16 protein-coding genes are annotated in these 24,080 nt (G+C 63.8%); 4 read left to right on the top strand and 12 right to left on the bottom strand.

The genetic code is table 11. The features are described from left to right. Positions 1–71 precede the first annotated feature (71 nt). Complete coding sequence (locus LB565_RS12235) at positions 72–968, bottom strand: MBL fold metallo-hydrolase (protein WP_224584192.1); 897 nt, start codon at positions 966–968, stop codon at positions 72–74. Between the two features lie 10 nt (positions 969–978). Continuing rightward, positions 979–2,028, bottom strand: a complete 1,050-nt coding sequence (locus LB565_RS12230) for a threonine aldolase family protein (RefSeq protein WP_224584190.1) — start codon at positions 2,026–2,028, stop codon at positions 979–981. Positions 2,029–2,519: 491 nt separating this feature from the next. Between LB565_RS12230 and gltB the strand changes: the two genes are divergently transcribed. Together gltB and LB565_RS12220 are read left to right on the top strand one after the other, a co-directional pair. After that, entirely contained in the window at positions 2,520–7,256 is a 4,737-nt protein-coding gene (gene gltB, locus LB565_RS12225; protein WP_224584188.1) for a glutamate synthase large subunit, read from the top strand. 199 nt (positions 7,257–7,455) lie between these two features. Continuing rightward, positions 7,456–8,910, top strand: a complete 1,455-nt coding sequence (locus LB565_RS12220) for a glutamate synthase subunit beta (RefSeq protein WP_224584186.1) — start codon at positions 7,456–7,458, stop codon at positions 8,908–8,910. Between the two features lie 176 nt (positions 8,911–9,086). Here LB565_RS12220 and LB565_RS12215 read toward each other — a convergent pair whose 3' ends face one another. Further along, entirely contained in the window at positions 9,087–10,304 is a 1,218-nt protein-coding gene (locus tag LB565_RS12215) for a DUF459 domain-containing protein (RefSeq protein ID WP_224584184.1), read from the bottom strand. 114 nt (positions 10,305–10,418) lie between these two features. Further along, positions 10,419–11,639: a lytic murein transglycosylase gene (locus tag LB565_RS12210; protein ID WP_224584182.1), complete on the bottom strand. Its 1,221-nt coding sequence runs from the start codon at positions 11,637–11,639 to the stop codon at positions 10,419–10,421. Positions 11,640–11,876: 237 nt separating this feature from the next. Between LB565_RS12210 and galU the strand changes: the two genes are divergently transcribed. Then, complete coding sequence (gene galU, locus LB565_RS12205) at positions 11,877–12,782, top strand: UTP--glucose-1-phosphate uridylyltransferase GalU (RefSeq protein ID WP_224584180.1); 906 nt, start codon at positions 11,877–11,879, stop codon at positions 12,780–12,782. A 223-nt stretch (positions 12,783–13,005) separates the two neighbouring features. Here the strand turns inward: galU and LB565_RS12200 are convergent, their stop codons facing one another. Further along, positions 13,006–14,808, bottom strand: coding sequence for an outer membrane beta-barrel protein (locus LB565_RS12200; protein WP_224584199.1), 1,803 nt, complete (start codon positions 14,806–14,808; stop codon positions 13,006–13,008). Positions 14,809–14,967: 159 nt separating this feature from the next. Between LB565_RS12200 and LB565_RS12195 the strand changes: the two genes are divergently transcribed. Next, positions 14,968–15,969, top strand: a complete 1,002-nt coding sequence (locus LB565_RS12195; protein ID WP_224584178.1) for an SIS domain-containing protein — start codon at positions 14,968–14,970, stop codon at positions 15,967–15,969. 36 nt (positions 15,970–16,005) lie between these two features. Here LB565_RS12195 and LB565_RS12190 read toward each other — a convergent pair whose 3' ends face one another. The 7 genes from LB565_RS12190 to LB565_RS12160 form a co-directional block, all read right to left on the bottom strand. Then, positions 16,006–16,470 carry an NfeD family protein gene (locus LB565_RS12190; protein WP_224514558.1) on the bottom strand — a complete coding sequence of 155 codons (465 nt, stop codon included), beginning with the start codon at positions 16,468–16,470 and terminating at the stop codon, positions 16,006–16,008. Between the two features lie 21 nt (positions 16,471–16,491). After that, positions 16,492–17,442 carry an SPFH domain-containing protein gene (locus LB565_RS12185; protein WP_224514556.1) on the bottom strand — a complete coding sequence of 317 codons (951 nt, stop codon included), beginning with the start codon at positions 17,440–17,442 and terminating at the stop codon, positions 16,492–16,494. A gap of 123 nt (positions 17,443–17,565) precedes the next feature. Continuing rightward, positions 17,566–18,630 (bottom strand): ferrochelatase, encoded by a 1,065-nt coding sequence (gene hemH / locus LB565_RS12180; RefSeq protein WP_224584176.1) that lies wholly within the window; start codon positions 18,628–18,630, stop codon positions 17,566–17,568. 144 nt (positions 18,631–18,774) lie between these two features. Further along, positions 18,775–20,898 carry a bifunctional metallophosphatase/5'-nucleotidase gene (locus LB565_RS12175; RefSeq protein WP_224584173.1) on the bottom strand — a complete coding sequence of 708 codons (2,124 nt, stop codon included), beginning with the start codon at positions 20,896–20,898 and terminating at the stop codon, positions 18,775–18,777. Between the two features lie 190 nt (positions 20,899–21,088). Next, positions 21,089–21,460 (bottom strand): hypothetical protein, encoded by a 372-nt coding sequence (locus tag LB565_RS12170; RefSeq protein WP_224584172.1) that lies wholly within the window; start codon positions 21,458–21,460, stop codon positions 21,089–21,091. A gap of 86 nt (positions 21,461–21,546) precedes the next feature. Further along, positions 21,547–22,992, bottom strand: coding sequence for a homospermidine synthase (locus LB565_RS12165; protein WP_224584170.1), 1,446 nt, complete (start codon positions 22,990–22,992; stop codon positions 21,547–21,549). A 132-nt stretch (positions 22,993–23,124) separates the two neighbouring features. After that, positions 23,125–24,060 carry a heme-dependent oxidative N-demethylase family protein gene (locus tag LB565_RS12160; RefSeq protein WP_224584168.1) on the bottom strand — a complete coding sequence of 312 codons (936 nt, stop codon included), beginning with the start codon at positions 24,058–24,060 and terminating at the stop codon, positions 23,125–23,127. Positions 24,061–24,080 lie beyond the last annotated feature (20 nt).

The raw sequence follows: 24,080 nt of genomic DNA, 5'->3' as shown, positions 1-24,080 counted from the left end.
CCATCGAGGCAACCGAATGCAAGAACTACTTCGAAAACGCCGGATACGCTTCCGTCAAAACATGAAAGACTCTAGCGATCGGCTTTTGCCGCGAGAACAGCCGCGACGTTCTGCTGGTGAACGGCTTCGTAAGGCGCGAAATATTCGGCCGCTGTCGCGGCGAACATGTCGGCGCCGAAGGTCTTCAGGTCCTGCCTTGCCAGGTCCGGGTCTTGTCGGCAGGCAAGCAGCTTTCGGATATAGGTCTGTGTGGCGGCGATGAGGCTTCTGTCATAGCCACCTGCTTCGATCGCCTGCAAGGAACCGTGGTTGGGCAGGATCCGGTCGAACTGCCAGCCGGCCATGCGCTGGAGGTCGACCAGATGTTCGCTCAGGCGCTCCGGTTCCGAGACAAAGGTGACGGAGTCTTCCAGCGTGTCGCCCGCCAAAAGCAGGCCGGCGTCGGGCATCAGCAGCACCGTGCCGTCATGGCTGTGGATTTCGACCTGGCGCAGTTCGATCGGGATCGCTCCCACCGCCAGGCGGAGGCTGTTGTCGAACGTCCTGTTGGGCAGCACGAGCGGCTTGATCGGCGGATTGCCGCCTTCGATGTCAGTCCGGCCGCGTTCGAGCGCCGCGGCGGTGAGGCGGTTGGCGATGATCTCGCAATCCTTAAACACCTCGTTGCCGGCGATATGGTCGTCATGCCAGTGGCTGAGCACGACGCGTATCGAGGTCACGCCCATCTCCTCGAGGGTCCGCCGGATAAAGCGGGCATGGGGCAGGGAGATGTGCGTGTCGTAGACAAGCGCCTGGGATCCGTCGACGATCGCATAGGTGCAGATGCCGAGGGTATAAGCGCCGTCGTCGAGCCAGTTCGGCTCGTCCGACCAGATGCGGACGCCATCGACGCGGCCGTCATAGAAGCCCAGCACGTTCGGCGCCGGACGGACCGGCCGCATCGTCGAGCCGAGAGGCGGCAACGTCATGGCGGGAAACTCAGGCGAGCAGCTGACCGAGACGGTCGATCTCTTCCGTCGTGGTCGCGAAGCTGGCGACGAAGCGGTAGATCGCTTCTTTGTCGCCGAGATGGCCATCGAAACCCTGCGGAACGCCCCATTCGTAGAATTTGGCGCCGGCTGCCTGCAGCTTGTCGGCCGTTTCGCGGGTGAGGATCGCGAACACCTCATTGGCCTGCGGCAGCCAGGCGAGCTTGCCGACGGGCGCGTCCTCGATGATCTCGGCCAGGTGTGCCGCCATCTGATTGGCGTGCCTCGCCACACGCAGCCACAGATCGCCGGTGAGATAGGCCTCGAACTGGGCCGAGATGAAACGGGCCTTGGAGAAGGTCTGTCCGGCGCGCTGGCGCAGCAGGCGCAGATCTTTGCCGACGTCCGGATTGAGGATCACCACCGCGTCGGCCATCCAGCAGCCATTCTTCGTGCCGCCGAAGGAGATGATGTCGACGCCGCTCTTCCAGGTCATTTCGGCCGGGCTGACGCCGGTCGCCGCAATCGCATTGGCGAAGCGCGCGCCATCCATGTGCAGCGGCAGCTTATGGCGGCGGCTGACCTCGGCGATCGCCTTGACATCGTCGACGCTGTAGACCGTGCCGACCTCGGTCGCCTGGGTGAGGGTGACCGCCATTGGCTGGCCGGCGGGGGCCAGATCCTGCGAATAGCGCTTGATGGCCCGGTCGAGAGCCTCCGGATTCATGCGCCCCAGCGGTCCCGGCACCGGCGCCATGCGCGCGCCGCCGGTGTAGAAACCCATCGCGCCGAATTCGTCGACATTCATATGCGCCTCGGAATGGCAGAGCGCGATGCCGCCTATTCGGTTCAACGCAGCCATCGAAAGCGCGTTGGCCGCGGTGCCGGTCGCGGCGAAGAAGACCTGCACCTCGCGCTCGAAGATCTCGCTGAAGCGGCGATAGACGGCGCGGTCCAGATCGCCGTCGCCGTAGGCGACAGCGGTGCCGGCGGCATGGCGCGACAGGTTGGCGGAAATGTCGGGGTGGACGCCGGCCCAGTTGTCGGATGCAAAGAACATCGATAGGTCCATATCGTGATTGGCGAAAGCGGCGGGACTTGACCGCTTCGGCAGTCGAAGCGCAAGAGCCAATCGACGGCAAAGCGGTGAAGCCAGCGCGTCGCCTCGAAAGAGCCGGACCAAAGCTTGCGTTTCGGACGCTCGTCACGAAACTTTGTGTCGCAGCGCGCCCAAGTTTTTTGTGAATCGGTCTTGTGCGGCTTCTCGATTTCTGCCATAAAAAATTTAGGACAGTAGTGCTGTCTTATTTTGTCGCACAAAACAGGCTGGACTGGCGTATCATTGCTGCCATTCCGGCCATTGTCGCGCGCGGCGGGTAGACGGCCCGGCTCTGGCCTGTACGATACCGGATGCGAACCGGGCGTATAGCCGTATGGTTCGATGGATTTCGCAAGACGTGCAGCAGGATGAAGGGGAAGCACTCTCGCTTCCCAAGGCAAACCAGCGCCCTGAGACAGTCGGGGTCAAGGTGGAGAACGGAGGATAGGACGATGACGGAACTGACGCCATCTGCGATCAACGGCCAGGCCGCGCAGACGAAAGCGGCAGCCGTTAAAAATACCGTCCCGGCCAAAGAGCTGCGAACTGCCAACGGCATGACCGCGCAGGGCCTCTACGATCCGCGCAACGAGCATGACGCCTGCGGCGTCGGCTTCATCGCCAATATGAAGGGCGTGAAGTCGCACGGGATCGTCGAGGACGGTCTGGCGATGCTGGAAAACCTCACCCATCGCGGCGCCGTCGGCGCCGACCCGCTGGTCGGCGACGGCGCCGGCGTGCTGGTGCAGATTCCGGACGCTTTCTTCCGCGAAGAAATGGCGGTCGTGGGCGTCGAACTGCCGCCGGCAGGTCAATACGGCGTCGGCCACTGGTTCATGCCGCAGGACGCGGCGCTTCGCGCCCATATCGAAGAGATCATCGCCGAATCGGCGCAGTCGGAAGGGCTGCCGCTCATCGGCTTCCGCGACGTGCCGGTCGACAATTCGTCGCTGTCGAAGGCACCCGATATCGTGGCCTCCGAGCCGTTCCATCGGCAGGTGTTCATCGGCCGCACGGCCGACATCCCGGACGACGAGGAGTACGAGGCGCGGCTTTATCTGCTGCGCAAGGTGATCTCGGGCCGGATCTATGCCGAGAACGACAACAAGGATGTCGGCGCCTATTGCGTGTCGCTGTCGGCGCGCACCATCGTCTATAAGGGCATGTTCCTGGCCTACCAGGTCGGCGCCTATTACAAGGACCTCAAGGATCCGCGCTTCGAAACGGCGCTGATCCTGGTTCACCAGCGCTTCTCGACCAACACCTTCCCGTCATGGAAGCTGGCGCATCCCTATCGCATGGTCGCGCATAATGGCGAGATCAACACCGTGCGCGGCAACAACAACTGGATGGCGGCGCGCCAGGCCTCGGTCGATTCCGAGCTGTTCGGCAACAACATCTCCAAGCTCTGGCCGATTTCCTATGAGGGCCAGTCGGACACGGCGTGCTTCGACAACGCGCTCGAGTTCCTGTTCCAGGGCGGCTATTCGCTCACCCACGCCATGATGATGCTGATCCCGGAAGCCTGGGCCGGCAACAAGCTCATGGACGCCGACCGCAAGGCTTTCTATGAGTACCATGCGGCGCTTATGGAGCCGTGGGACGGGCCTGCGGCGGTGGTGTTCACCGACGGGCGCCAGATCGGCGCCACGCTCGACCGCAACGGCCTGCGCCCGGCGCGCTATATCGTCACCGACGACGACCGCGTCATCATGGCTTCGGAAGCCGGCGCGCTGCCGGTGCCGGAGGAAAAGATCGTGCAGAAGTGGCGGCTGCAGCCCGGCCGCATGCTGCTGATCGACCTCGCCAAGGGCCGCATCGTCTCCGACGAGGAGATCAAGTCGGAGATCGCGACCAGGCACCCCTACAAGACCTGGCTCGCCAACACGCAGCTCATCCTCGAAGACCTGAAGCCGGTCGAGCCGCGCGCGCTGCGCAAGGATGTCAGCTTGCTCGATCGCCAGCAGTCCTTCGGCTACACGCAGGAAGACACCAAGCTTCTGATGGCGCCGATGGCAACTACCGGCCAGGAAGCGGTGGGTTCGATGGGCACCGACACGCCGATCTCGGCGATGTCGGACAAGTCGAAGCTGCTCTACACCTATTTCAAGCAGAACTTCGCCCAGGTCACCAACCCGCCGATCGACCCGATCCGCGAGGAGCTGGTGATGAGCCTGGTGTCGTTCATCGGGCCGCGGCCGAACATCTTCGACCTCGTCGGCACGTCGCGTCGCAAGCGGCTCGAAGTGCGCCAGCCGATCCTGACCAATGGCGATCTGGAGAAGATCCGCTCGATCGGCCACACCGAGGACCGTTTCGACACCAAGACGATCGACATCACCTATGGCTCGAACGAGGGCGCCGCCGGCATGCAGGGCGCCATCGACCGGCTCTGCGAGCGCGCCGAGGCGGCGGTCGCCGGCGGCTACAACATCATCATCCTGTCTGACCGCCAGGTCGGGCCGGACCGCATCGCCATTCCATCGCTGCTGGCGACGGCGGCCGTGCACCATCACCTGATCCGCAAGGGCCTGCGCACCGCGGTCGGCCTCGTGGTGGAATCCGGCGAGCCGCGCGAGGTGCATCATTTCTGCTGCCTGGCAGGCTACGGCGCCGAGGCGATCAATCCCTATCTCGCCTTCGACACGCTGCTCGACATGCACAAGCGCGGCGAGCTGCCGGAAGAGGTCGACGAATACGAGGTGGTCTCGCGCTACATCAAGTCGATCGGCAAGGGCATCCTCAAGGTGATGTCCAAGATGGGCATCTCGACCTACCAGTCCTATTGCGGCGCGCAGATCTTCGACGCCATCGGGCTGAAGTCCGATTTCGTCGAGAAGTATTTCACCGGCACCGCGACGCTGATCGAAGGCGTCGGCCTGGACGAGATCGCCACCGAGACGCTCAGCCGTCACAGCGATGCCTTTGGCAGCGACCCGGTGCTGCGCAACAATCTCGAGGTCGGCGGCGAATACATGTTCCGCATGCGCGGCGAGGCGCATATGTGGTCGCCCGATGCGGTCGCCAGCCTGCAGCACGCCGTGCGGCAGGGCTCCTGGGATACGTTCAAGGAGTATTCGGCGCAGATCGACAGCGCGACAGCCAGAGCGCAGACCATCCGCGGCCTGTTCAAGATCAGAACAGCGGAAGAGACCGGCCGCAAGAGGGTCGCGCTCGAAGACGTGATGCCGGCGGCCGAGATCGTCAAGCGCTTCTCGACCGGGGCGATGTCGTTCGGCTCGATCTCCAGGGAAGCCCACACCACGCTGGCGCGCGCCATGAACGCCATCGGCGGCAAGTCCAACACCGGCGAGGGCGGCGAAGAAGCCGACCGCTATCTGCCGCTGCCCGGCGGCGGCAAGAACCCAGAACGCTCTGCGATCAAGCAGGTCGCCTCAGGCCGCTTCGGCGTCACGGCGGAATATCTGGTCAATTCCGATGTCATGCAGATCAAGATCGCGCAGGGCGCCAAGCCCGGCGAGGGCGGTCAGTTGCCTGGACATAAGGTCGACGCCACCATCGCCAAGGTCAGGCACTCGACGCCCGGCGTCGGCCTGATCTCGCCGCCGCCGCATCACGACATCTATTCGATCGAGGATCTGGCGCAGCTGATCTACGACCTGAAGAACGTCAATCCGGCTGCCGACGTCTCGGTCAAGCTGGTGTCGGAGGTCGGCGTCGGCACGGTCGCGGCGGGTGTTGCCAAGGCGCGCGCCGACCACATCACCATCTCCGGCTATGACGGCGGCACCGGCGCTTCGCCGCTGACCTCGCTCAAGCATGCCGGCAGCCCGTGGGAAATGGGCCTTGCCGAAACGCACCAGACGCTGGTGCTCAACGGCTTGCGTTCGCGCGTCGCGCTGCAGGTCGATGGCGGCTTGCGCACCGGGCGCGACGTCATCATCGGCGCGCTGCTCGGCGCCGACGAGTTCGGCTTCTCGACCGCGCCGCTGATCGCGGCCGGCTGCATCATGATGCGCAAGTGCCACTTGAACACCTGCCCCGTCGGCGTGGCGACGCAGGACCCGGTGCTGCGCAAGCGCTTCAAGGGGACGCCCGAGCACGTCATCAATTTCTTCTTCTACGTGGCGGAAGAGGTGCGGGCGCTGCTTGCCGAAATGGGCTACACCCATCTCGACCAGATCATCGGCGACACCGATCTCCTGGAAAAGCGCGATGTCATCCAGCACTGGAAGGCGCGCGGGCTCGACTTCTCGAAGATGTTCTTCAAGCCGGACGCGCCGCATGAGGCGCTGCACTGGACCGAACGGCAGAAGCATCCGATCGACGACGTGCTCGACCGCAAGCTGATCGAACTGGCGAAGCCGGCGCTGGATGCCAAGCAGCCTGTCACCATCGAGCTGCCGATCCGCAATGTCGACCGATCTGTCGGCGCCATGCTGTCGGGTGAAGTCGCCAAGCGGTTCAAGCACAAGGGCCTGCGCGAGGACACGATCAAGGTGAAGCTCACCGGCACCGCCGGCCAGTCCTTCGGCGCCTTCCTGGCGCGCGGCGTATCGTTCGAGCTCGTCGGCGCCGGCAACGACTATGTCGGCAAGGGCCTGTCGGGCGGCCGCATCGTCATCCGCCCGCCGGAAGAAGCCAAGATCGTCGCGGCTGACTCGATCATCGTCGGCAACACGGTGCTTTACGGCGCCACCGAGGGCGAGGCCTATTTCGCCGGCGTCGCCGGCGAGCGTTTCGCCGTGCGCAATTCCGGCGTGGCCGCCGTCGTCGAAGGTGTCGGCGACCATGGCTGCGAATACATGACCGGCGGCATCGTGGTCGTGCTTGGCAAGACCGGCCGCAACTTCGCGGCCGGCATGTCGGGCGGCGTCGCCTATGTGCTGGACGAAAAGGGCGATTTCGCCGAACGCTGCAACATGGCGATGGTCGAGCTCGAGCCGGTACCGGAAGAGGACGACCTGATGGAGAAGCTGCTGCATCACGGCGGCGACCTCGACCACAAGGGCCGCGTCGACGTGTCGGGCGACATGACCAGCCATGACGAGGAACGGCTCTATCAGCTGATCTCGAACCACGTGCATTTCACAGGTTCGGTGCGCGGCCGCGAGATCCTCGACGACTGGCAGAATTTCCGGCCGAAATTCCGAAAGATCATGCCGGTCGAGTATCGCCGCGCGCTGATCGAAATGGAACGCATGCGCATGAGCGTGGCGGCGGAATAGGCTTCGGGCGCGGCCGGGGAGATGAATTCCCGGCCGGCATCCTCACCAACAATCCTGACCCCGCGAGCATGACCCCGAAAAGTGGGAACCAGTTTTCGGCGAAGGTTATGCTCCAACAAGGTGCGGTTGCCATGGCAGCCTTAAGGGGTTAACGGGTGCGCGACAAAAAAGCGTGCCTTCGGACAGCAGGGACTGGACTATGGGCAAGGTAACAGGCTTTCTCGAGATCGACCGGCAGGTGCACAAGTATCAGCCGGCCTCCGACCGCATCCGGCATTTCCGCGAATTCACGCTGCCGATGTCGGACAAGGAGGTCGAGAAACAGGCCGCGCGCTGCATGGATTGCGGCATCCCGTACTGCCACGGGCCGACCGGCTGCCCGATCCACAACCAGATCCCCGACTGGAACGATCTCGTCTATAATGGCGATTGGGACAGCGCGATCCGCAACCTGCATTCGACCAACAATTTCCCGGAATTCACCGGCCGCATCTGCCCGGCGCCTTGCGAGGAAGCCTGCACGCTGAACCTCGAGGACATTCCGGTCGCCATCAAGACGGTCGAGCAGGCGATCGCCGACAAGGCCTACGAGACCGGGCACATCCGGCCCTATCCGCCGGAGAAGAAGACCGGCAAGCGTGTCGCCGTCATCGGCTCCGGCCCGGCCGGCATGGCGGCGGCGCAGCAGCTCGGCCGCGCCGGCCATGACGTGCATGTCTATGAGCGCGAAAGCCGTCCCGGCGGGCTGATGCGCTACGGCATCCCCGATTTCAAGATCGAGAAGCACTATATCGACCGGCGCATCGAGCAGATGCAAGGCGAAGGGGTGACTTTCCATTGCGGCGTCAATGTCGGCATTGACATGAAGGCGGCCGATCTCATCGATGAATTCGACGCGGTGCTCTATTGCGGCGGCTCCGAAACGCCGCGCCCGGCCGGCATTCCGGGCGGCGACCTCAGCGGCGTCTATGACGCGATGCCCTATCTCGTGCAGCAGAACCGCCGCGTCGGCGGCGAGCCGATCCAGTCGGTGGCCTGGCCATCGCACCCGATCATCGCCGGCGGCCAGCATGTCGTCGTGGTCGGCGGCGGCGACACCGCATCCGACTGCATCGGCACCGCTTTCCGCCAAGGCGCGGTGCGCGTGACGCAGCTCGACATCCGCCCGCAGCCGCCGGAGAAGGAAGACAAGCTGGCGGTATGGCCCTACTGGGCGACGAAGATGCGCACGTCCTCCTCGCAGGCCGAGGGGGCCGAGCGCGAATTTCAGGTGGCGACGCTCGAATTCATCGGCGAGGATGGCCAGTTGACCGGTGTGCGCTGCTGCGAGGTCGACGACAAGCGCAAGCCGATCCCCGGCACCGAGTTCGTCATCCGCGCCGATCTCGCCTTCATCGCCATCGGCTTTGCCGGTCCTGCGGGCGACAGCCTGATGAAGGAGCTCGACGGCAAGATCAAGGTCGTCACCGACAGCCGTCGCTCGAAGAATGTCGAGGCGAACGACCACGACTACAGGACCAGCGTCGACAAGCTCTATGCGGCCGGCGACGTGCGGCGTGGCCAGTCGCTGGTGGTCTGGGCGATCCGCGAGGGCCGACAGGCCGCGCGCTCGATCGACGAGGCGCTGATGGGATCGACGGTACTGCCGCGCTGAGACCGTTTAGAAATTCTACTCCTGCGGCCCGCTGATCTGCGCTTACGGCCTTCGCCGGCCGAAGCACTGACAAGTCTCCGCCCGATCGAGGTTACGGCCGGCGTAGGCCGGTTCTCGAAAACACCACCATCTGACTCCCAGGAGCGAATTTCAGAAACGGTCTCCGAGCCGAAGAGCTACCGATTGACGCCCGCCGCCGTGTCGGGTTGAGCGGCGGCGGTCGCCGGTGGCTTCGGCGGCCAGGAGAAATCGTCGGCGCGGCCGGCCGAAGCGGTCGGCGCCTTGCCTTCCTGGATCAGCTTTTCGCCAGGCAGATTCGGATCGGCCCTGGCCGGCTGCGCTGCGCCGAGCAGTTCGGTGCCGCCGTCGAGCGCCGGGTCGCCGAGCAGCATCGGCGCGGTGCGGTCGACTATGACGGGCGCGGTGGCCGGCTTGGGCGCTTCGACCGGGGCGCCGGCCGGCGCCGACACGGTCGTGACGCTTCCCGGCGCGGCCAGGCCGAGGATCTTTGCCAGCGGCTTTTCCGTGTAGAAAGCAAGCTTGCGCTTACCGGCCTTGGTGACGTTGATGCCGTCGTCGGAACGCAGGCGAACCGGCTGGCCGTTAATGTCCGGGCCGGAGGTGACGAAAGCGCCGTTCTCGTCGACGAAGCCGTCCCATACATCGACGAATTCGCCACCATGTTTTTCGGCGGCCGAGTGATAGATGTCGTTGAAGGCGAGCATGTCGGAGTTCATCTTCGATACACCGAAAGCCGGCATGCCGACCCACAGGAACGGCACCTTGGTGTCTTGCATGGCCTTGCCGAGCGCATCGGTGCGGCGCTCATATTCCTTGGTCCAGTTCTCCGAGCGCGGCTGCTCGCGCACGTCGCCGACCTTCATCTGCTGGCGGTCGTTGGAACCCAGCATGATGATCACGGCCGCCGGTTTCTCGGTTTCGATCAGCGATTTTATCTGGGCTGGCCAATTGTAGACGTCGTCGCGAACGAAGCCGGACGAACCGTTGGCGCGCGAGACGATCCTGACGGCGGGATTGTCGGCAAAGGCCGTGTCCAGGCCCTCGGCCAGCCCGCCCGCCAGAAAATCGCCGACCACCAGCACCACGCGGGCGTCGTTGGCCTTCTCGACGATCGGGGTTTCCGGCTCCGCGGGCGGGCGCGGCTTGGCTTTCTTCTTCGGTTTCGGCCTTGGTTTTTGAACTTCGATCGGCGGCTCAATGCGTTCGCTGCGGCGCGGGAACAGAAGGTCGCGCAGCGACCAGCCGCGGCTTTCCTCCTGCGCGAACGCAGGGGCGTGGAAAGCGCCGGCGGCAGTGACGACAAGCACGGCAAGGGCGAGAATCAGGACGGGCGCCCGGCGAATGCTCTGCCTGATACGCGCAACCGAAACCAAACACCTCTCCATCCCTTGGCGCATGACCAGACAGACATGGCAAAGTCATGCGCAAGCCGAAGCGCTACAGCATCCGTGCCGTCTTTGAAAAGACGCCTGATGTTTCCGCAGGCTCTACTGCTTGCGGAGCCATTTGAGCACTTCCAGGCTCGGATAGCCATCCTGGGTCAGGCCGACCTTTGCCTGGTAGGCCATGATGGCGGCCTTCGAGCCGTCGCCGATCTTGCCGTCGAACTTGCCGTCATAATAGCCGTGCTCGGAAAGCCGCTTCTGCAACTCCTGGCGCTCCTCGAAGCTGAGCTTGGTGAAGGGCCGCTGCCAGTCCTGCACAAGGCCGGTGCCGCCGGCGATCTCGTCGGCGAGCAGGCCGACGGCCAAAGCGTATTTGTCGGCATTGTTGTAGGCTTTGATGACAGAGAAATTCCTGATCATCAGGAAGGCGGGGCCACCCTGGCCATCCGGCACTTTCAGCGTCGCCTTGTCGGTCAGGTTCCTGAACGGCTTGCCGTTGGCCCTGACGACGCCGAGCGCCTGCCATTGGGCGATCGTCTTCGCTCCGCCGGGCAGTTTGCCGGCCGGGATAGTGACCTCATAGCCCCAGGTCTTGTCGGCCTGCCAGCCGTTCTTCTTGAGCAGATTGGCCGAGGTCGCCAGTGCGTCGGGGATCGAATTCCAGATGTCACGCCTGCCGTTGCCGTCCATGTCGACCGCATAGCGCTGATAGCTGGTCGGAATGAACTGGGTCTGACCCATCGCGCCTGCCCAGGAGCCCATCAGATGGCTTTCGTCGATGTCGCCGGTCTGCAGGATCTTCAAGGCCGCGATCAGTTGGGTGCGGGCATATTTCGAGCGCTTCGCATCGCCATAGGCGAGCGTGGAAAGCGAACGGATGACATTGCGCATGATGTCGTCGCGCTTGAGGATCTCGCCATAATTCGATTCCATCGACCAGATCGCGAGAAGGATATTGCGGTCGACACCGAACCGCGCCTCGATCCGATCGAGCCAAGGCTTCCATTTCTTCGCCATCGCCCGGCCGCTGGCCACCGACTGGTCATGTACGCGGTTGTCGAAATAATCCCAGGCGGGGGCGGTGAATTCCGGCTGGGTGCGGGCCTTTTCCAGTACGACCGGGTCGGGCTCGATGCCTCTCATAGCCTGATCGTAGACAGCGCCCGAAACGCCGCCGGCCACCGCGGTGGCGCGAAAACCCGCGACCCACTGGCGGAACCCGGCATCGGCGAAAGCAGGACCGGCGGGCATCAACAAGGCCAGCGCGAGGCCGGCGGCCGTCGCCAATGCCGTCAGGCGCCTCGCGGTGTTGCGAACGGACATCATTTCCTCCTTCGACAAATCAGGAAGGATCATTCAACGCCGAACCGGGTTAGTATTTAGTTTACCATAGGAGCCACCGGGAACGAAAAGAGGTATCGCGGCTTTTAGCTGTTACGTTCACTGCTCGCCGTTAATCCAACATTCCGGCGTGAAAATGATTCCGTCGTGAAAATGTTTGAGGGGATTGCGGAGCGTGCCGCCGAGCGGATAATTGGCCAAAACGCAGGGGGTATCAGCATGAAGCGCGTTCGCAAGGCAGTTTTCCCGGTCGCCGGCCTCGGCACGCGGTTTCTTCCGGCCACCAAGGCCATCCCGAAGGAAATGCTGACCGTCGTCGACCGGCCGGTCATCCAGTATGTGGTAGACGAGGCGCGCGAGGCCGGCATCGAGCATTTCATCTTCGTCACCGGGCGCAACAAGGCGGTCATCGAGGACCATTTCGACGTGCAGTTCGAGCTCTATGACACGCTCGCCCAGCGCGGCAAGGACGACCAGCTCGCGCGCCTGCAGCGGCTGCAGCCGGCGCCGGGAGAGACGAGCTTCACGCGCCAGCAGGTGCCGATGGGCCTCGGCCACGCCGTCTGGTGCGCCCGCGAATTGGTCGGCGATGAACCCTTCGCGCTGCTCCTGCCGGACATGATCATGCAGTCGGAAAAGAGCTGTATGAGGAGTATGGTCGAACTCTATGCCGAGACCGGCAACAACATCGTTGCCGTGCAGGAATGCGATCCGGCGGAAGCGCATAAATACGGCATTGTCGGCCGCGGCGAGGACGCGCATCACGGCTTCCGCATCACCGCCATGGTGGAGAAGCCGAAACAGGGCACTGCGCCGTCCAACCTCTACATCAACGGCCGCTACATCCTGCAGCCGGAAATCTTCGGCATCCTGGAAAGCCAGGAGCGCGGCGCCGGCAACGAGATCCAGCTGACCGATGCGATGCTGAAGCTGGAAAAACAGCAACCCTTCTACGGCTATCACTACAAGGGTCGCACCTTCGATTGCGGCTCGCCTGAAGGCTTCGTCGAGGCCAACGTCGCCTTCGCGCTGTGGCGCAGCGACATGAACGCAAGCATGGCCGGCGTCATCCGCACCCTGCTGGACGAGGTGCGGCCGGCGGAGCGCCGCGGCGCGGCGTTCTAGCCTATGCCGATATTCAGGTGAGGCCGGTCTGCCAATGGCAGGTTCTTGCGCTTCCGGTGCTCACCTACTTTGAGTACGCTCCGCTCCGGCCTTCGCCGGCCGAAGCCCTCATAAGTGTGTCCGCTCGATAAAGGCTTCGGCCGGCGCAGGCCGATACTCGGAACCCACCGTTCTCGACTCCGCTGACCTGAATCTCGGCATAGGCTTGGGCCGTTGCTGCTCTTCAGCGCTGGACCTTCAATCCGAGATAGACGCTGTTGGCCGTGTAGTCGCGTCCAGGCAGGTTGCTGGTCAGCTTCTCGGTCCTGACGCGGGTGGTAACCCCGGCATAGCGGTTCAGCCACCAGGTCAGCCCGGCCTCGGCGCTCAGGATCATGTCGTGGCCGTCGGAGCCGGTGTAATCGCGCCAATCGAGGCCAAGCGCCGAGTTCGCCGTCAGATTGGCGCGGATTTGGCGCTCGCCGGTCAGACGTCCGGAATAGAGGATGTCGCCGCTTTCGCCGGCGGTCGTGGTGGTCTCGACGTTGGTCTTGCCGGTGAGCCCGATGGTGGTGCCGCGCTCGGGCGACCATTTGAGGTCGGCATTGATGGACGGCCCGGCGATTGCCGGCAGGCGGCTGTCGTCGATCGCCTCGCGCAACCAGCCGACGGAGAATTCGCCCGATAGCTTCTCGCCCATGTCGAGCTCGAGGCCGGCGCGCGCCCCGAGCCGCTTCGAGGAGCGCTCAAAGCCGTCGGTATCGACACGCTGATCATAAACCCTGCGGCCGAGTTCGACTTCCGTGAAGGGGGTGAGCGCCGGCGAGATGTCATAGCCGGTGCGCAAAGTGGCGGTGTAGAGCGTATTGTTGCGATCTTTCTGCGATATCGTGGTGCCGTCGGTGAGCTCGGCATCGCCATAGAAGTCATGCGAGACCGCGCCGGTCAGCGTGTAGCGCATCTTGCCGACACTCTTTTCGAGACCGAGGCTGCCATCCAGGGTCTGGCGCAACGGCTGTTGGTTGACGCCGGCGATCGCGTCCGGCGAGGAAGCCGATTCCGGTGCTGCCTCATAGCCGAGCTTGGCGATGGCGCGCAGCTCGTTGCCGAGATCGACGTTGAGCTGGCCTTCGATGCGGCCCTGCGCATCGTTGATCTTGTCGCCCGAGACCGTGTTGCGGAACTGGCCGTAGCCGGTGATCAGAGCCGAATTCTCGCGCCAGTCGGAGGTCGCGGTGAAACGCAGCGCCGTCTCGGATAGAACCGCCGATTTGCCTGTGCTGCTGGAATCGGCATTGGAGGTCGCGGTGAAGCCTTGCTCGAGCGTCGGCCGGAAGAGAAAGGTGCCGACCTTGACGCCGGGAGCAGCGAAGGGATCCTCCTCCGGCTTGACCTTCCGGCCTTCGATGGATGCGGTGCGCTCCTGGCCCGGGTCGAGCTTCTGCTTGTCGACGCTGTCGATGGTCACGGCGCGGCGGTTGCTGCCGTCGTCGTCGGTCGCCGCGGTGTCGGTCTGGCCGCCGGTGGCGGCGGTCGCGGCGGTGGTCGTGCTGTCGGTGGCTTCGCCCGCCTTCTTCTTGGCCTTCTTCTTGTCGGCGGTCTTGGTGTTCGCCTTGGCGTCCGTCTTGGTGTCCTGCGTGCGCCGATTCGCAGTCGAGGGCCGGCGCGGTTTTGCCGGCGTTGTCGTAACGGCCAATGGATCCTCTGTTGCCTGCTGCTGGTCGAAGATGCTGTCCGTCGCGCCCGCCGTCTGATCATCATCGGGAACGGCGCCGGGGCTCGACGGCTGGTAGGTCGTCGGTGCCGTGTCCTGGGCGGCCGCGGCGGCCGGCTGGGTCTGATCCAGCGACCCTTGCGCCCGCAACTGCCTCGCCTTGCGCTGCTGGTCGGCGAGTATGGCCGATTCGGAGACCTCGCCGCGCAGCTCGGTTTCCTGCGAAAACGCAGGCGCCGGGCGCAGCAAGGCAAGCGCGCTTGCCGTCAGCAGCAGTGCTGCAACGGCAATGCCCTTCCGACCGATTTTCGTTTCAGGCTGGCCCCCGGACATCGTCACCACTGCTTGCGCGGCGCGGTTGCGCCATACTTACCGAACCGTAAATGCGGATGGTTAACGGAGGGTTGAGAGAGCCGCCTCAGAGCCCCTCCAATCCGAGGATAAGGCAATTCTGTTGGACAGGGGCGCGGCAAAGCGCTAATCGCTTCGCCTATGCATGCGGGGTCCCCAGAAAGAAAGCAGCCGGACAGGCAGGCTGCGATCGAATCGGCGCTGCGAACGGTGGCGACGGAGCAGGCGGGTGTGGCTGCCCTGGCCGCCGCGCTCGCAGACGGGCTGGCCGCGCCTTTTGCCGCCGCGATCGGCCTGATCTCGCGGATCGAGGGCCGCGTCATCGTCACCGGCGTCGGCAAGAGCGGCCATATCGGCTCCAAGATCGCCGCGACGCTTGCCTCGACCGGCACGCCAGCCTTTTTCGTCCATCCGGCCGAGGCCAACCACGGCGATCTCGGCATGATCGCGAAAGATGACGCCATCCTCGCTATGTCGTGGTCGGGCGAGAGCAAGGAATTGATGGGCATCGTCGCCTATTCAAGGCGTTTCTCCATCCCGCTGATCGCCATCACGTCCGGCGAGAACTCGGCGCTGGCGCGGGCCGCGGACGTCGTCCTGCTCCTGCCCGCTGTGCCTGAGGCCTGTCCGCATGGGCTGGCGCCCACAACCTCCGCCTTGCTGCAACTCGTCATGGGCGATGCGCTTGCCATCGCGCTGCTCGAGGCGCGCGGTTTCACGCCGGATCATTTCCGCACCTTCCACCCGGGCGGCCAACTTGGCGCCAATTTGACCCAGCTGCGCGAGATCATGCATGTCGGCGAAAGGCTGCCGCTGGTGCCATCGGGAACCGGCATGCGCGAGGCGATCCTGGAATTGTCGCGCAAGGGTTTCGGCTGCGTGGCGATCACCGGCGCCGACGGCGCGCTGGTCGGCATCATCACCGATGGCGACATCCGCCGCCACATCGCCAGCGACCTTCTGTCCATGAGTGTCGATCAGGTGATGACGAAGAAGCCGAAGACCGCAAGCCCGGAGACGCTAGTGGCGACGGCGCTGCAGACCATCAACACCTCCGCCATCACCAGCCTGATGGTCGTCGAGGGTGGACGGCCCGTGGGATTGGTGCATCTGCACGACCTGCTGCGCATCGGCGCGGCATAAGATGCATTGATAATTCAGGTGAAGCTGGTCACCTGCTCAAACCGCCTCGACGGTCAGTTCAAGATCAGTATCGGCGGCGCCGGTCACACGCACCTGCGTGCCGGCCGGCAGATCCGGGCCGGACACGCGCCATAGTGTGTCGCCGAGCTTGATGCGGCCACGGCCGTCCTTGATCGGTTCGGCCAGGGTCGCCATCTTGCCGATCATTTGGGCGCCGCGGCGATTGAGCAGCGGCTGGTCGGTTGGATCCTGCCGCCCGCCGACCAGCTTCGAGCCGACATAGGCTGAAACCAGCGATAGTGCGAGAAAGGCGAGAACCTGGATTTGCCAGGTCCAGAACCCGGCGTCCCAGATGAGCAGCGATACGGCGCCGATGATCAGGGCGGCAATGCCGATCCACAGCATGAAGATACCCGGCGCAACGACTTCCATTACGAGCAGGGCGATACCCAGAACCATCCAGTTCCACGGGCCCAATTCGGAAATAATGCGGTCGAGCATGTGAGTGTGCTCCTTAAGACATCAATTCTCGCTCGGGCGCACCACCGGCGGTCGGGCGGCCTGCCTTTGCGCGCCGGCCGTGCCTTCGTTCCTGAAGACTTCCTTGGCGATCTCGCCGATGCCGCCGAGAGTGCCGATCAGCGAGGAGGCCTCCAGCGGCATCAGCACGACCTTGCTGTTCGTGGCAGAGCCGATCCTGGTCAGAGCCTCGGTATATTTTTGGGCGACGAAATAGTTGAGGGCCTGGACGTCGCCCTTGGAAATCGCCTCCGACACGACTTGCGTGGCGCGGGCTTCGGCCTCGGCCGAGCGCTCGCGTGCCTCGGCATCGCGGAAAGCGGCTTCCTTGCGGCCTTCGGCCTCAAGGATCTGCGACTGCTTGAGACCTTCGGCAGCCAGGATCTGGGCGCGCTTGTTGCGCTCGGCCGTCATCTGCCGTCCCATCGATTCAATGAGATTGGCCGGCGGATTGATGTCCTTGATCTCGACGCGGGTGATCTTGATGCCCCATGGATGCGCGGCTTCATCGACGACGCGCAGCAGGCGCTCGTTGATGGCGTCGCGGTTCGACAGCAGCTCATCGAGATCCATCGAACCCATGACCGTGCGGATGTTGGTCATGGTGAGATTGAGGATGGCGTTCTGCAGGCCGGAGACCTGGTAGGCAGCCTGCGCCGCATTGAGTATCTGGAAGAACGCGATTCCATCGACGCCGACGATGGCATTGTCGCGGGTGATGATTTCCTGACTGGGAACGTCGAGCACCTGCTCCATCATGTTCATCTTGGCGCCGATGCGGTCGATGAACGGAACGATGAGATTGAGACCGGGGCTTAATGTCTTGGTATAACGGCCAAAACGCTCAACCGTATAGTTGTAGCCTTGGGGTATTGTCCGAATGCCCTTGAAAAGCACCAAAACGACAAGTGCAACAAGAACCATAATCGCAATGTCGAAACCGCTAAAGCTCATTTCGCTTCTCCCTCAAAGGCGGCGACCTCACGGAATCACTTAAGTGTGTTTCCGCAGCGTTACAATCAGGTGATCGTTAGCGAAGGCTTTTGCGCACCGGTTTCAGCCTGTCGGTGAAGCCGGTCACACCCAGCCGGAGAGCTCGCGCCGCACCAGTGCTTCGATTACGGCCATGCCCTCGGCACTGTCGTTGAGACAGGGGATGTGGGCGAAGTACTTGCCGCCGGCATGATGGAAGGTTTCGGCCGCTTCGCGGCCGATCTCGTCCAGCGTCTCGATGCAGTCGACGGAAAAGCCCGGATTGACGATGGCGATCGATTTCACGCCGTCCTTGGCCAGATTCTCGACCGTGATGTCGGTATAGGGCTGCAGCCATTCCTGCGCGCCGAAACGCGATTGGAAGGTGGTGATGAGCTTGTTCTCGTCCCAGCCGAGCCTTGCCCGCAGCAACCGCGTCGTCTCCAGGCAATGCGCCCGGTACGGATCGCCCTTGTCGGAATAGGGTTTCGGAATGCCGTGATAGGATGTGATCACCACCTCCGGCACGAAATCGAGCGTCGCGATGTGCTGCTCGATCGAACGGGCGAGCGCCTCGATATAGACCGGCTCGTCATAATAGGGCGGCACGCTGCGGATCGCCGGCGCGTTCCTGATCTTCATCAGCGCGCGGAACAATTGGTCGTTGGCGGTCGCGGTCGTCGTCGCCGAATATTGCGGATAGAGCGGGAAGGTCAGGATGCGCTCGCAGCCCTGCTCGACCAGTCTTTGGGCGACGCTTGCCGTCGAGGGATTGCCGTAGCGCATCGCCCAATCGACCATCACATCGGGCAGATCGGCGAGTGCGGCGGCGAGTTTCTGACCTTGAGCGCGGGTGAACGTGCGCAGCGGCGACTCGTTCATCTCCCGGTTCCAGATACGGGCGTAGTTGGCGCCGGACTTCTTCGGCCGGGTGGTCAGCACCAGTCCATACAGGATCGGATACCAGATCGCCTTGTTGAGTTCGATGACGCGCGGGTCGGAGAGGAATTCGCGCAGGTAGCGCCACATCGGCTTGAAGTCCGTGCCGTCGGGCGTACCGAGATTGACCAGCATGATGCCGATCTTGCCCCGCCTGACCGGCGCGGCGTCGGCGGACAGCGGACCGACGGCCTTTGCGGCTTTGGCATCGGTGGGGTTGGCAAGCGTCATCAACAGTCTCCGGTAGCGCCGCGAAACTAGCGATGCCCCGCCGGGTTTCAATGCCGCGTCTGGCCGCACCTTACCGCGTTACGATCTGAAAAAGGAACACCCGCCCGGTTGCCCGAGCGGGTGCCATGGATTCCGGATGATCGGTTACTTCGCGGCCGGCGGAATGGTCAGCGTCGCGCCGAGCGGCAGGCGATGCGGCTTGTAATCCTTGTTGGCTTCGGAGATGAGCTTCCACTTGCTGGCGTCGCCATAGGCTTTCTTGGCCAGGTCCCAATAGGTATCGCCGGCGGCGATGGTGTGGCTGGTTTCTGCCGACTTCGCTTCAGCGGACTTGGCCGGTTCGGCGGCGGGAGCAGGGGTTGCCGGGGCAGCCTCGGCAGGCTTTGCCGGTTCCGCGGCCGGCGCCGCAGGCGTCGTCTCAGCCGGCTTCGCGGTCTCGGCAGGCGCGGCCGGAGCGGTCTCAGCCGAAACGGCCGGCGGCGTGCCGGCAATGTCGCTGGAACCGGAAGGCAGAGCCGGCATAGCCGGTTCGCGGTTTGCCGGCGCAGCCTCGGCCGGTTTTGCTGCCTCGGCTGCAGGCGCCTGGGTGGTGGCGGGAGCGGTCTCGGCAGGCTTTGCCGGTTCCGCAGGCTTGGCCGGCTCAGCCGCCGCCGTCGTTGCCGCAATCTCGGTGATGCGGCCGTCGAGCTTGGGCGTGTAGGGCCGATGCGCGCCGAGATAGTCGGCCACCACCTGTTCGAGGCCCGGGCCGTAGTCATAGGCGTCCGTCGCCTTGTCGGCGAAGACCTTGTAGCCGTCGCCGCCCTGCCGGACATAGTTGTTGGTGGCGACGAGATACTGCTTGTCGGGATTGATCGGCGTCCAGGCGCCGTTCTCCATCACCTCGACCGATTTGACGCGCCCGGCATTGGGCGCGACCGACTTGTCGAAGGAATATTTCAGCCCGGCAACCTGCGGGAAACGACCGGCGCCGTCCTCGACCTGGCTGAGACCGCTTTCGAGGCCCGCAACCAGGTCCTTGCCGGAAATCTTGAAGGTGGCGAGCGTGTTCTGGAAGGGCAGCACGGTCAGCACCTCGCCCATGGTCACCGTGCCCTGGTCGATCGAGGCGCGCAGGCCGCCGCCGTTCGAGATGACGATTTCGACGCCCTGGCCCTTGGTGCGGTCGAGAATGGCGTCGGAGACGAGATTGCCCATCGCGCATTCGCGCGCGCGGCAATTCTCGCGGCTGCCGTCGATCGCCCTGGTGGTCTCGGCCACCTCCTTGTTCTTCAGAGCCTCGATCGGCGCGCCGAGCTCCTTGATGCGGGCAAGGACAGCGGGATCGGGCGTGATCGACTTGTCGAGATGGATCGGGGCGCCGCTGGCTTCTTTGACGACGCCGTTGTCGTCGAACACGACCTTGAACTCGCCGAGATATTTCGAATAGGACGCGGCCTGCACGACCGGCACCTTGTAGCCGTCGGGGTTGTCGACCATCGTCGGGTACGGTCCCTCGGCCTTCGGATCGGTGTTCGACAGAAGCGTGTGGCTGTGGCCGCCGACCACCACGTCGATACCCGGGATCTTGGCGATGACGTCGCGCTCGCGCCGATAGCCGATATGGGTGACCGCGATGATCTTGTTGATGCCTTGCGCCTTCAGCTTCTCGACCTCGGCGGTGATCGCCTTGACGTCGTCCGTGATGGCGATGTTCGGACCGGGCGAGGCGAGTTCCGGCGTGTCGTTGGTGACGGCGCCGACGATGCCGATCTTCTGGCCGCCGACCTCGACCACGATCGACGGCTTGATCTTGTCCTTGGCGCCGGACTTGCCGTTTGGCACGACATTGGCGCTGACTATCGGGAACTTCGCCTTGTCGAGGTAAGGCACCAGCGCGCTCTCGCCGTCGTCGAATTCGTGGTTGCCGAGCGTCACCGCGTCGGGCTTGATCTGATTGAGGAATTCCTCTTCCGCCGCACCCTTGTAGGTGGTGTAGAACAGCGATCCCTGGAAGCTGTCGCCGGCATTGAGCAGAAGCACGTTCTGACCTTCGAGCTTCTTGCGCTCCTGAGCGATCGCCGTGATCAGCCGTCCGGCGCCGCCGATGCATTCGCCCTTGGTCTCTTCGTCCGCCGAACAGGTCGACTCGTATTTGTTGTTGCCTTCGATGCGGCTGTGCCAATCGTTGAAATGCAGGATGTTCAGCGTGTAGTCGGCAAAAGACACGCCTGCCGACAGGCCGAGCGCCGAGGCCGACAGGGCCAGGATCGCGGCAATCTTCTTCATCTTCGTCTCCCGGATAAGCTGACTTCGAATATGCTTAACGCCCTCGCTTGACTGGAAAATAACAGTCAGCCTTAGACCATGTTCACATCGGGTCCTGGGCGATGCAAGCACAAATCAGGGAGATGTTTGCCGGCATAAAAAAGACGGCGGCTCACGCCACCGTCCCTGTCATTGAGACATTCGCCAGCCCTCAGGCCCGGCGCGTCAGCACGAAGTTCTGGCCGCTGGCGCTGGTGCAGTTGAGCTGGCTGGTGGAGATCATCAGGCAGTTGAAGCTGACCGGCGTCTGGCGGATCAGCGAGGTGCCGTGGATCTCAACCGAGGTCGGTCCGGTCATGGTGTAGCTGCCTTCCGACAGTTTCTGCCCGGTGTCGGTGGCGACGGTGGTGAAATTACCGGCCGTGAAGGTCGACAAGCCTGTACCCTTGGCGTCGATCCAGTTGCCCTCGACGCCCTTGGGTGCGGCGGCCGGTGGTTGCGAAGGTCCGGTGGTGGTGCAGGCTGCCGCAGCCAGAAGGCTTGCCGCGGCGCCTGCCGACAGCAGTTTGCGCGCAATGGTCATTCTGAAAATCCTCTCCTCAGTCCGCCGATACTCAATCGCCCGATTTCCGGGCGATTGCAAGGCGGTGAGAGCCGTCAGGCTGGCTGCTATCGGACCAGAATGTTGCGGAACTGCCACGGGTCGTCCTTGTCCAGGTCCTCGGGGAAAAGGCCCGGCCGGTCATCCAGCGGCGTCCAGTCGGTGTAGTAGCCCCTGACCGGCCCAAGATAGGGCGACTGCACTTCGAGGCAGCGCCGGTAGTCCATCTCGTCGGCCTCGACGATGCCGGCGGTCGGGTTCTCCAGCGCCCAGACCATGCCGGCGAGCACAGCCGAGGTCACCTGCAGGCCGGTGGCGTTCTGGTAGGGGGCGAGTTTGCGCGCCTCGGCCAGCGACAGCTGCGAGCCGTACCAGTAGGCGTTCTTGTCGTGGCCGTAGAGCAGCACGCCGAGCTCGTCGATGCCGTCGACCAGTTCGTTCTCGTCGAGCACGTGGTGGACCGGCTGCGACTTGCCGGCGGCGCCGAACATCTCATCCAGCGACAGCATGGCGTCGTTGCAGGGGTGGTAAGCGTAGTGGCAGGTCGGGCGATATTGGACCTTGCCCTTCTTCGACCGCACGGTGAAGAAGTCGGCGATCGAGATCGACTCATTATGCGTCACCAGCAGGCCGTATTGCGGGCCGGGCGTCGGGCACCAGCTGCGCACACGCGTGTTGGCGCCGGGCTGCTCCAGATAGATCGCCGCCTTGGAGCCTTGCTTGTGCTTCTTGCCGTTCTTCGGCATCCAGTTCTCATGCGTGCCCCAGCCGAGCTCGGCCGGCTGCAGGCCCTCCGATATGAAGCCTTCGACCGACCAGGTGTTCCAGAACACGTTCATCGGCTTCGGCTTCTTCGTGCGCTGGGTGTCGCGCTCGGCGATATGGATGCCCTTGACGCCGGCCTTCTTCATCAGCCTGGCCCACGCCTCGCGATCCTCCTGCGCGGGCTCGGAAAACTCGAGACCGAGATCGGTGGCGAGGTTGACCAGCGCCTTCTTGACGAACCACGAGACCATGCCGGGATTGGCGCCGCAGGTGGAGACCGCCGTCGGGCCGCCGGGCTTGTCTTGCTTTTCCTTGATCATCGCCTCGCGCAGCGCATAGTTGGTGCGGCTGGCATTGTCGGCCTCGGTGTCGAAATAGAAGCCGAGCCACGGCTCGACGACAGTGTCGATGTAGAGCACGCCGAGCTTGCGGCACAATTTCATCAGGTCCACCGAGCCGGTGTCGACCGACAGGTTGACGCAAAAGCCCTGGCCGCCGCCATTGGTCAGAAGTGGCGTGAGCAGCTTCTTGTAGTTCTTCTCGGTCACCGCGTCCTGCATGAAGGTGATGCCGCGCTCGTCGAGCAGCTTGCGGTCGGTGTCGCGCGGGTCGATGACCGTCATGCGCGACTTGTCGAACCTGAAATGGCGCTCGATCAGCGGCAGCGTTCCCCGCCCGATCGAGCCGAAGCCGATCATCACGACGGGACCGGTGATTTCACCGTAAACGGGCCAGTTTTCATTCGCCATTTTTTCGCACACTCCTTCAAACACGCGCAAAACCGGGGCCTTTTGCCCGACGGCCAAGCGCTACAACCACAGATCATTGTCATAAACCAGCGAAAAGCACCAATCGCCGGCCAGGCCTGCCTGGAACCTTGGTTAAGGCGTACAGGCCATGTCGCTGAGGAATTCGACCAGCCCATCGCGGTCGGCGGTCAGGCCCTTGTAGTCGAGTTGCTGCTGGTCGAGGGCCAGGAGCTGCTCCGCGAAGGAGGCGGCCAGTGCTGCCCGGTCCGGATGGCGGATGAGCAGCTTGAGCGGGTCGAGATGGATGCGGATGGTGAAGAGGATGTCGCGCGACAGGGGAAGCTTGCGCAGCGTCTGGCGTTCGACGCGGATGAAGGCATGGGCTTTGACGTCGCCGTCGGGGAAGCGGCTCGGGCGGTTCGTTGCGCGGTCGATGCGCTCGACATTGGAAAGCGGATGATAGAGCGCATCGTTGGCTTGGATCGACCAGTTGAAGCGCTCGACCGCCTGGCCCTGCAGGCCATCGAACATGCGGTTGATGAGATCTGCCGGCCGGGTGCCGGGGCCGAATCCAGGCACCGGTTCGTGGATCTCCTGCAACGGCTTGCCAAATTTCTCCTGCAGCGACCAGGACGACGGGAAGCAGAGCGACCCGGCGGCGAGCCGCCAGCCGCGCTCGTCGCGACGCATCAGGATCAGATCTTCCTGGACGAGCAGCGAGGCCTTTGCCAGCGGCGCCTCGCGCAGGGCAGGAAGCAGCCTGTCGATCGTCCCCTCGAAACCGATCGGCTCGACATCCACTCCGCTGCGGCGGTGCGTGCCGGGATGCGTGGCTTCGAGATGCGCGACGAGCAGGTCCAGCACTTCGCGCTGAGCGTCGCTTGTGCCGTCTTCCTCGACGAAGACCTTTCTCGGGATTTCCGCATAGAGCCGTTGCTTTTCGGCCAGATGCGGCAAAAGGAATTCATCGACCTCGATCCAGCGGTCGAAGTCGAGCGGCTTCAGCCCAATGGTGAAGAGTTTCGAGGAACCGTCATAGGGCGTGTGGGTCGGCTGGCGGACGGTCATGCCTGTTTGGGTATTATCCA

This window comes from Mesorhizobium sp. CA14 (genome assembly GCF_020165195.1).
Taxonomy (GTDB): Bacteria; Pseudomonadota; Alphaproteobacteria; order Rhizobiales; family Rhizobiaceae; genus Mesorhizobium.
This window is presented reverse-complemented; position numbering and strand designations above follow the sequence as displayed.

Coding starts and splice junctions, on each gene's coding strand:
- galU (WP_224584180.1), top strand. CDS start 11,877: ATGAAGCGCGTTCGCAAGGCAGTTTTCCCGGTCGCCGGCCTCGGCACG.
- LB565_RS12220 (WP_224584186.1), top strand. CDS start 7,456: ATGGGCAAGGTAACAGGCTTTCTCGAGATCGACCGGCAGGTGCACAAG.
- gltB (WP_224584188.1), top strand. CDS start 2,520: ATGACGGAACTGACGCCATCTGCGATCAACGGCCAGGCCGCGCAGACG.
- LB565_RS12230 (WP_224584190.1), bottom strand. CDS start 2,028: ATGTTCTTTGCATCCGACAACTGGGCCGGCGTCCACCCCGACATTTCC.
- LB565_RS12210 (WP_224584182.1), bottom strand. CDS start 11,639: ATGTCCGTTCGCAACACCGCGAGGCGCCTGACGGCATTGGCGACGGCC.
- LB565_RS12175 (WP_224584173.1), bottom strand. CDS start 20,898: ATGAAGAAGATTGCCGCGATCCTGGCCCTGTCGGCCTCGGCGCTCGGC.
- LB565_RS12200 (WP_224584199.1), bottom strand. CDS start 14,808: ATGTCCGGGGGCCAGCCTGAAACGAAAATCGGTCGGAAGGGCATTGCC.
- LB565_RS12235 (WP_224584192.1), bottom strand. CDS start 968: ATGACGTTGCCGCCTCTCGGCTCGACGATGCGGCCGGTCCGTCCGGCG.
- LB565_RS12195 (WP_224584178.1), top strand. CDS start 14,968: ATGCATGCGGGGTCCCCAGAAAGAAAGCAGCCGGACAGGCAGGCTGCG.
- LB565_RS12165 (WP_224584170.1), bottom strand. CDS start 22,992: ATGGCGAATGAAAACTGGCCCGTTTACGGTGAAATCACCGGTCCCGTC.
- LB565_RS12190 (WP_224514558.1), bottom strand. CDS start 16,470: ATGCTCGACCGCATTATTTCCGAATTGGGCCCGTGGAACTGGATGGTT.
- LB565_RS12160 (WP_224584168.1), bottom strand. CDS start 24,060: ATGACCGTCCGCCAGCCGACCCACACGCCCTATGACGGTTCCTCGAAA.
- hemH (WP_224584176.1), bottom strand. CDS start 18,630: ATGACGCTTGCCAACCCCACCGATGCCAAAGCCGCAAAGGCCGTCGGT.
- LB565_RS12185 (WP_224514556.1), bottom strand. CDS start 17,442: ATGAGCTTTAGCGGTTTCGACATTGCGATTATGGTTCTTGTTGCACTT.
- LB565_RS12170 (WP_224584172.1), bottom strand. CDS start 21,460: ATGACCATTGCGCGCAAACTGCTGTCGGCAGGCGCCGCGGCAAGCCTT.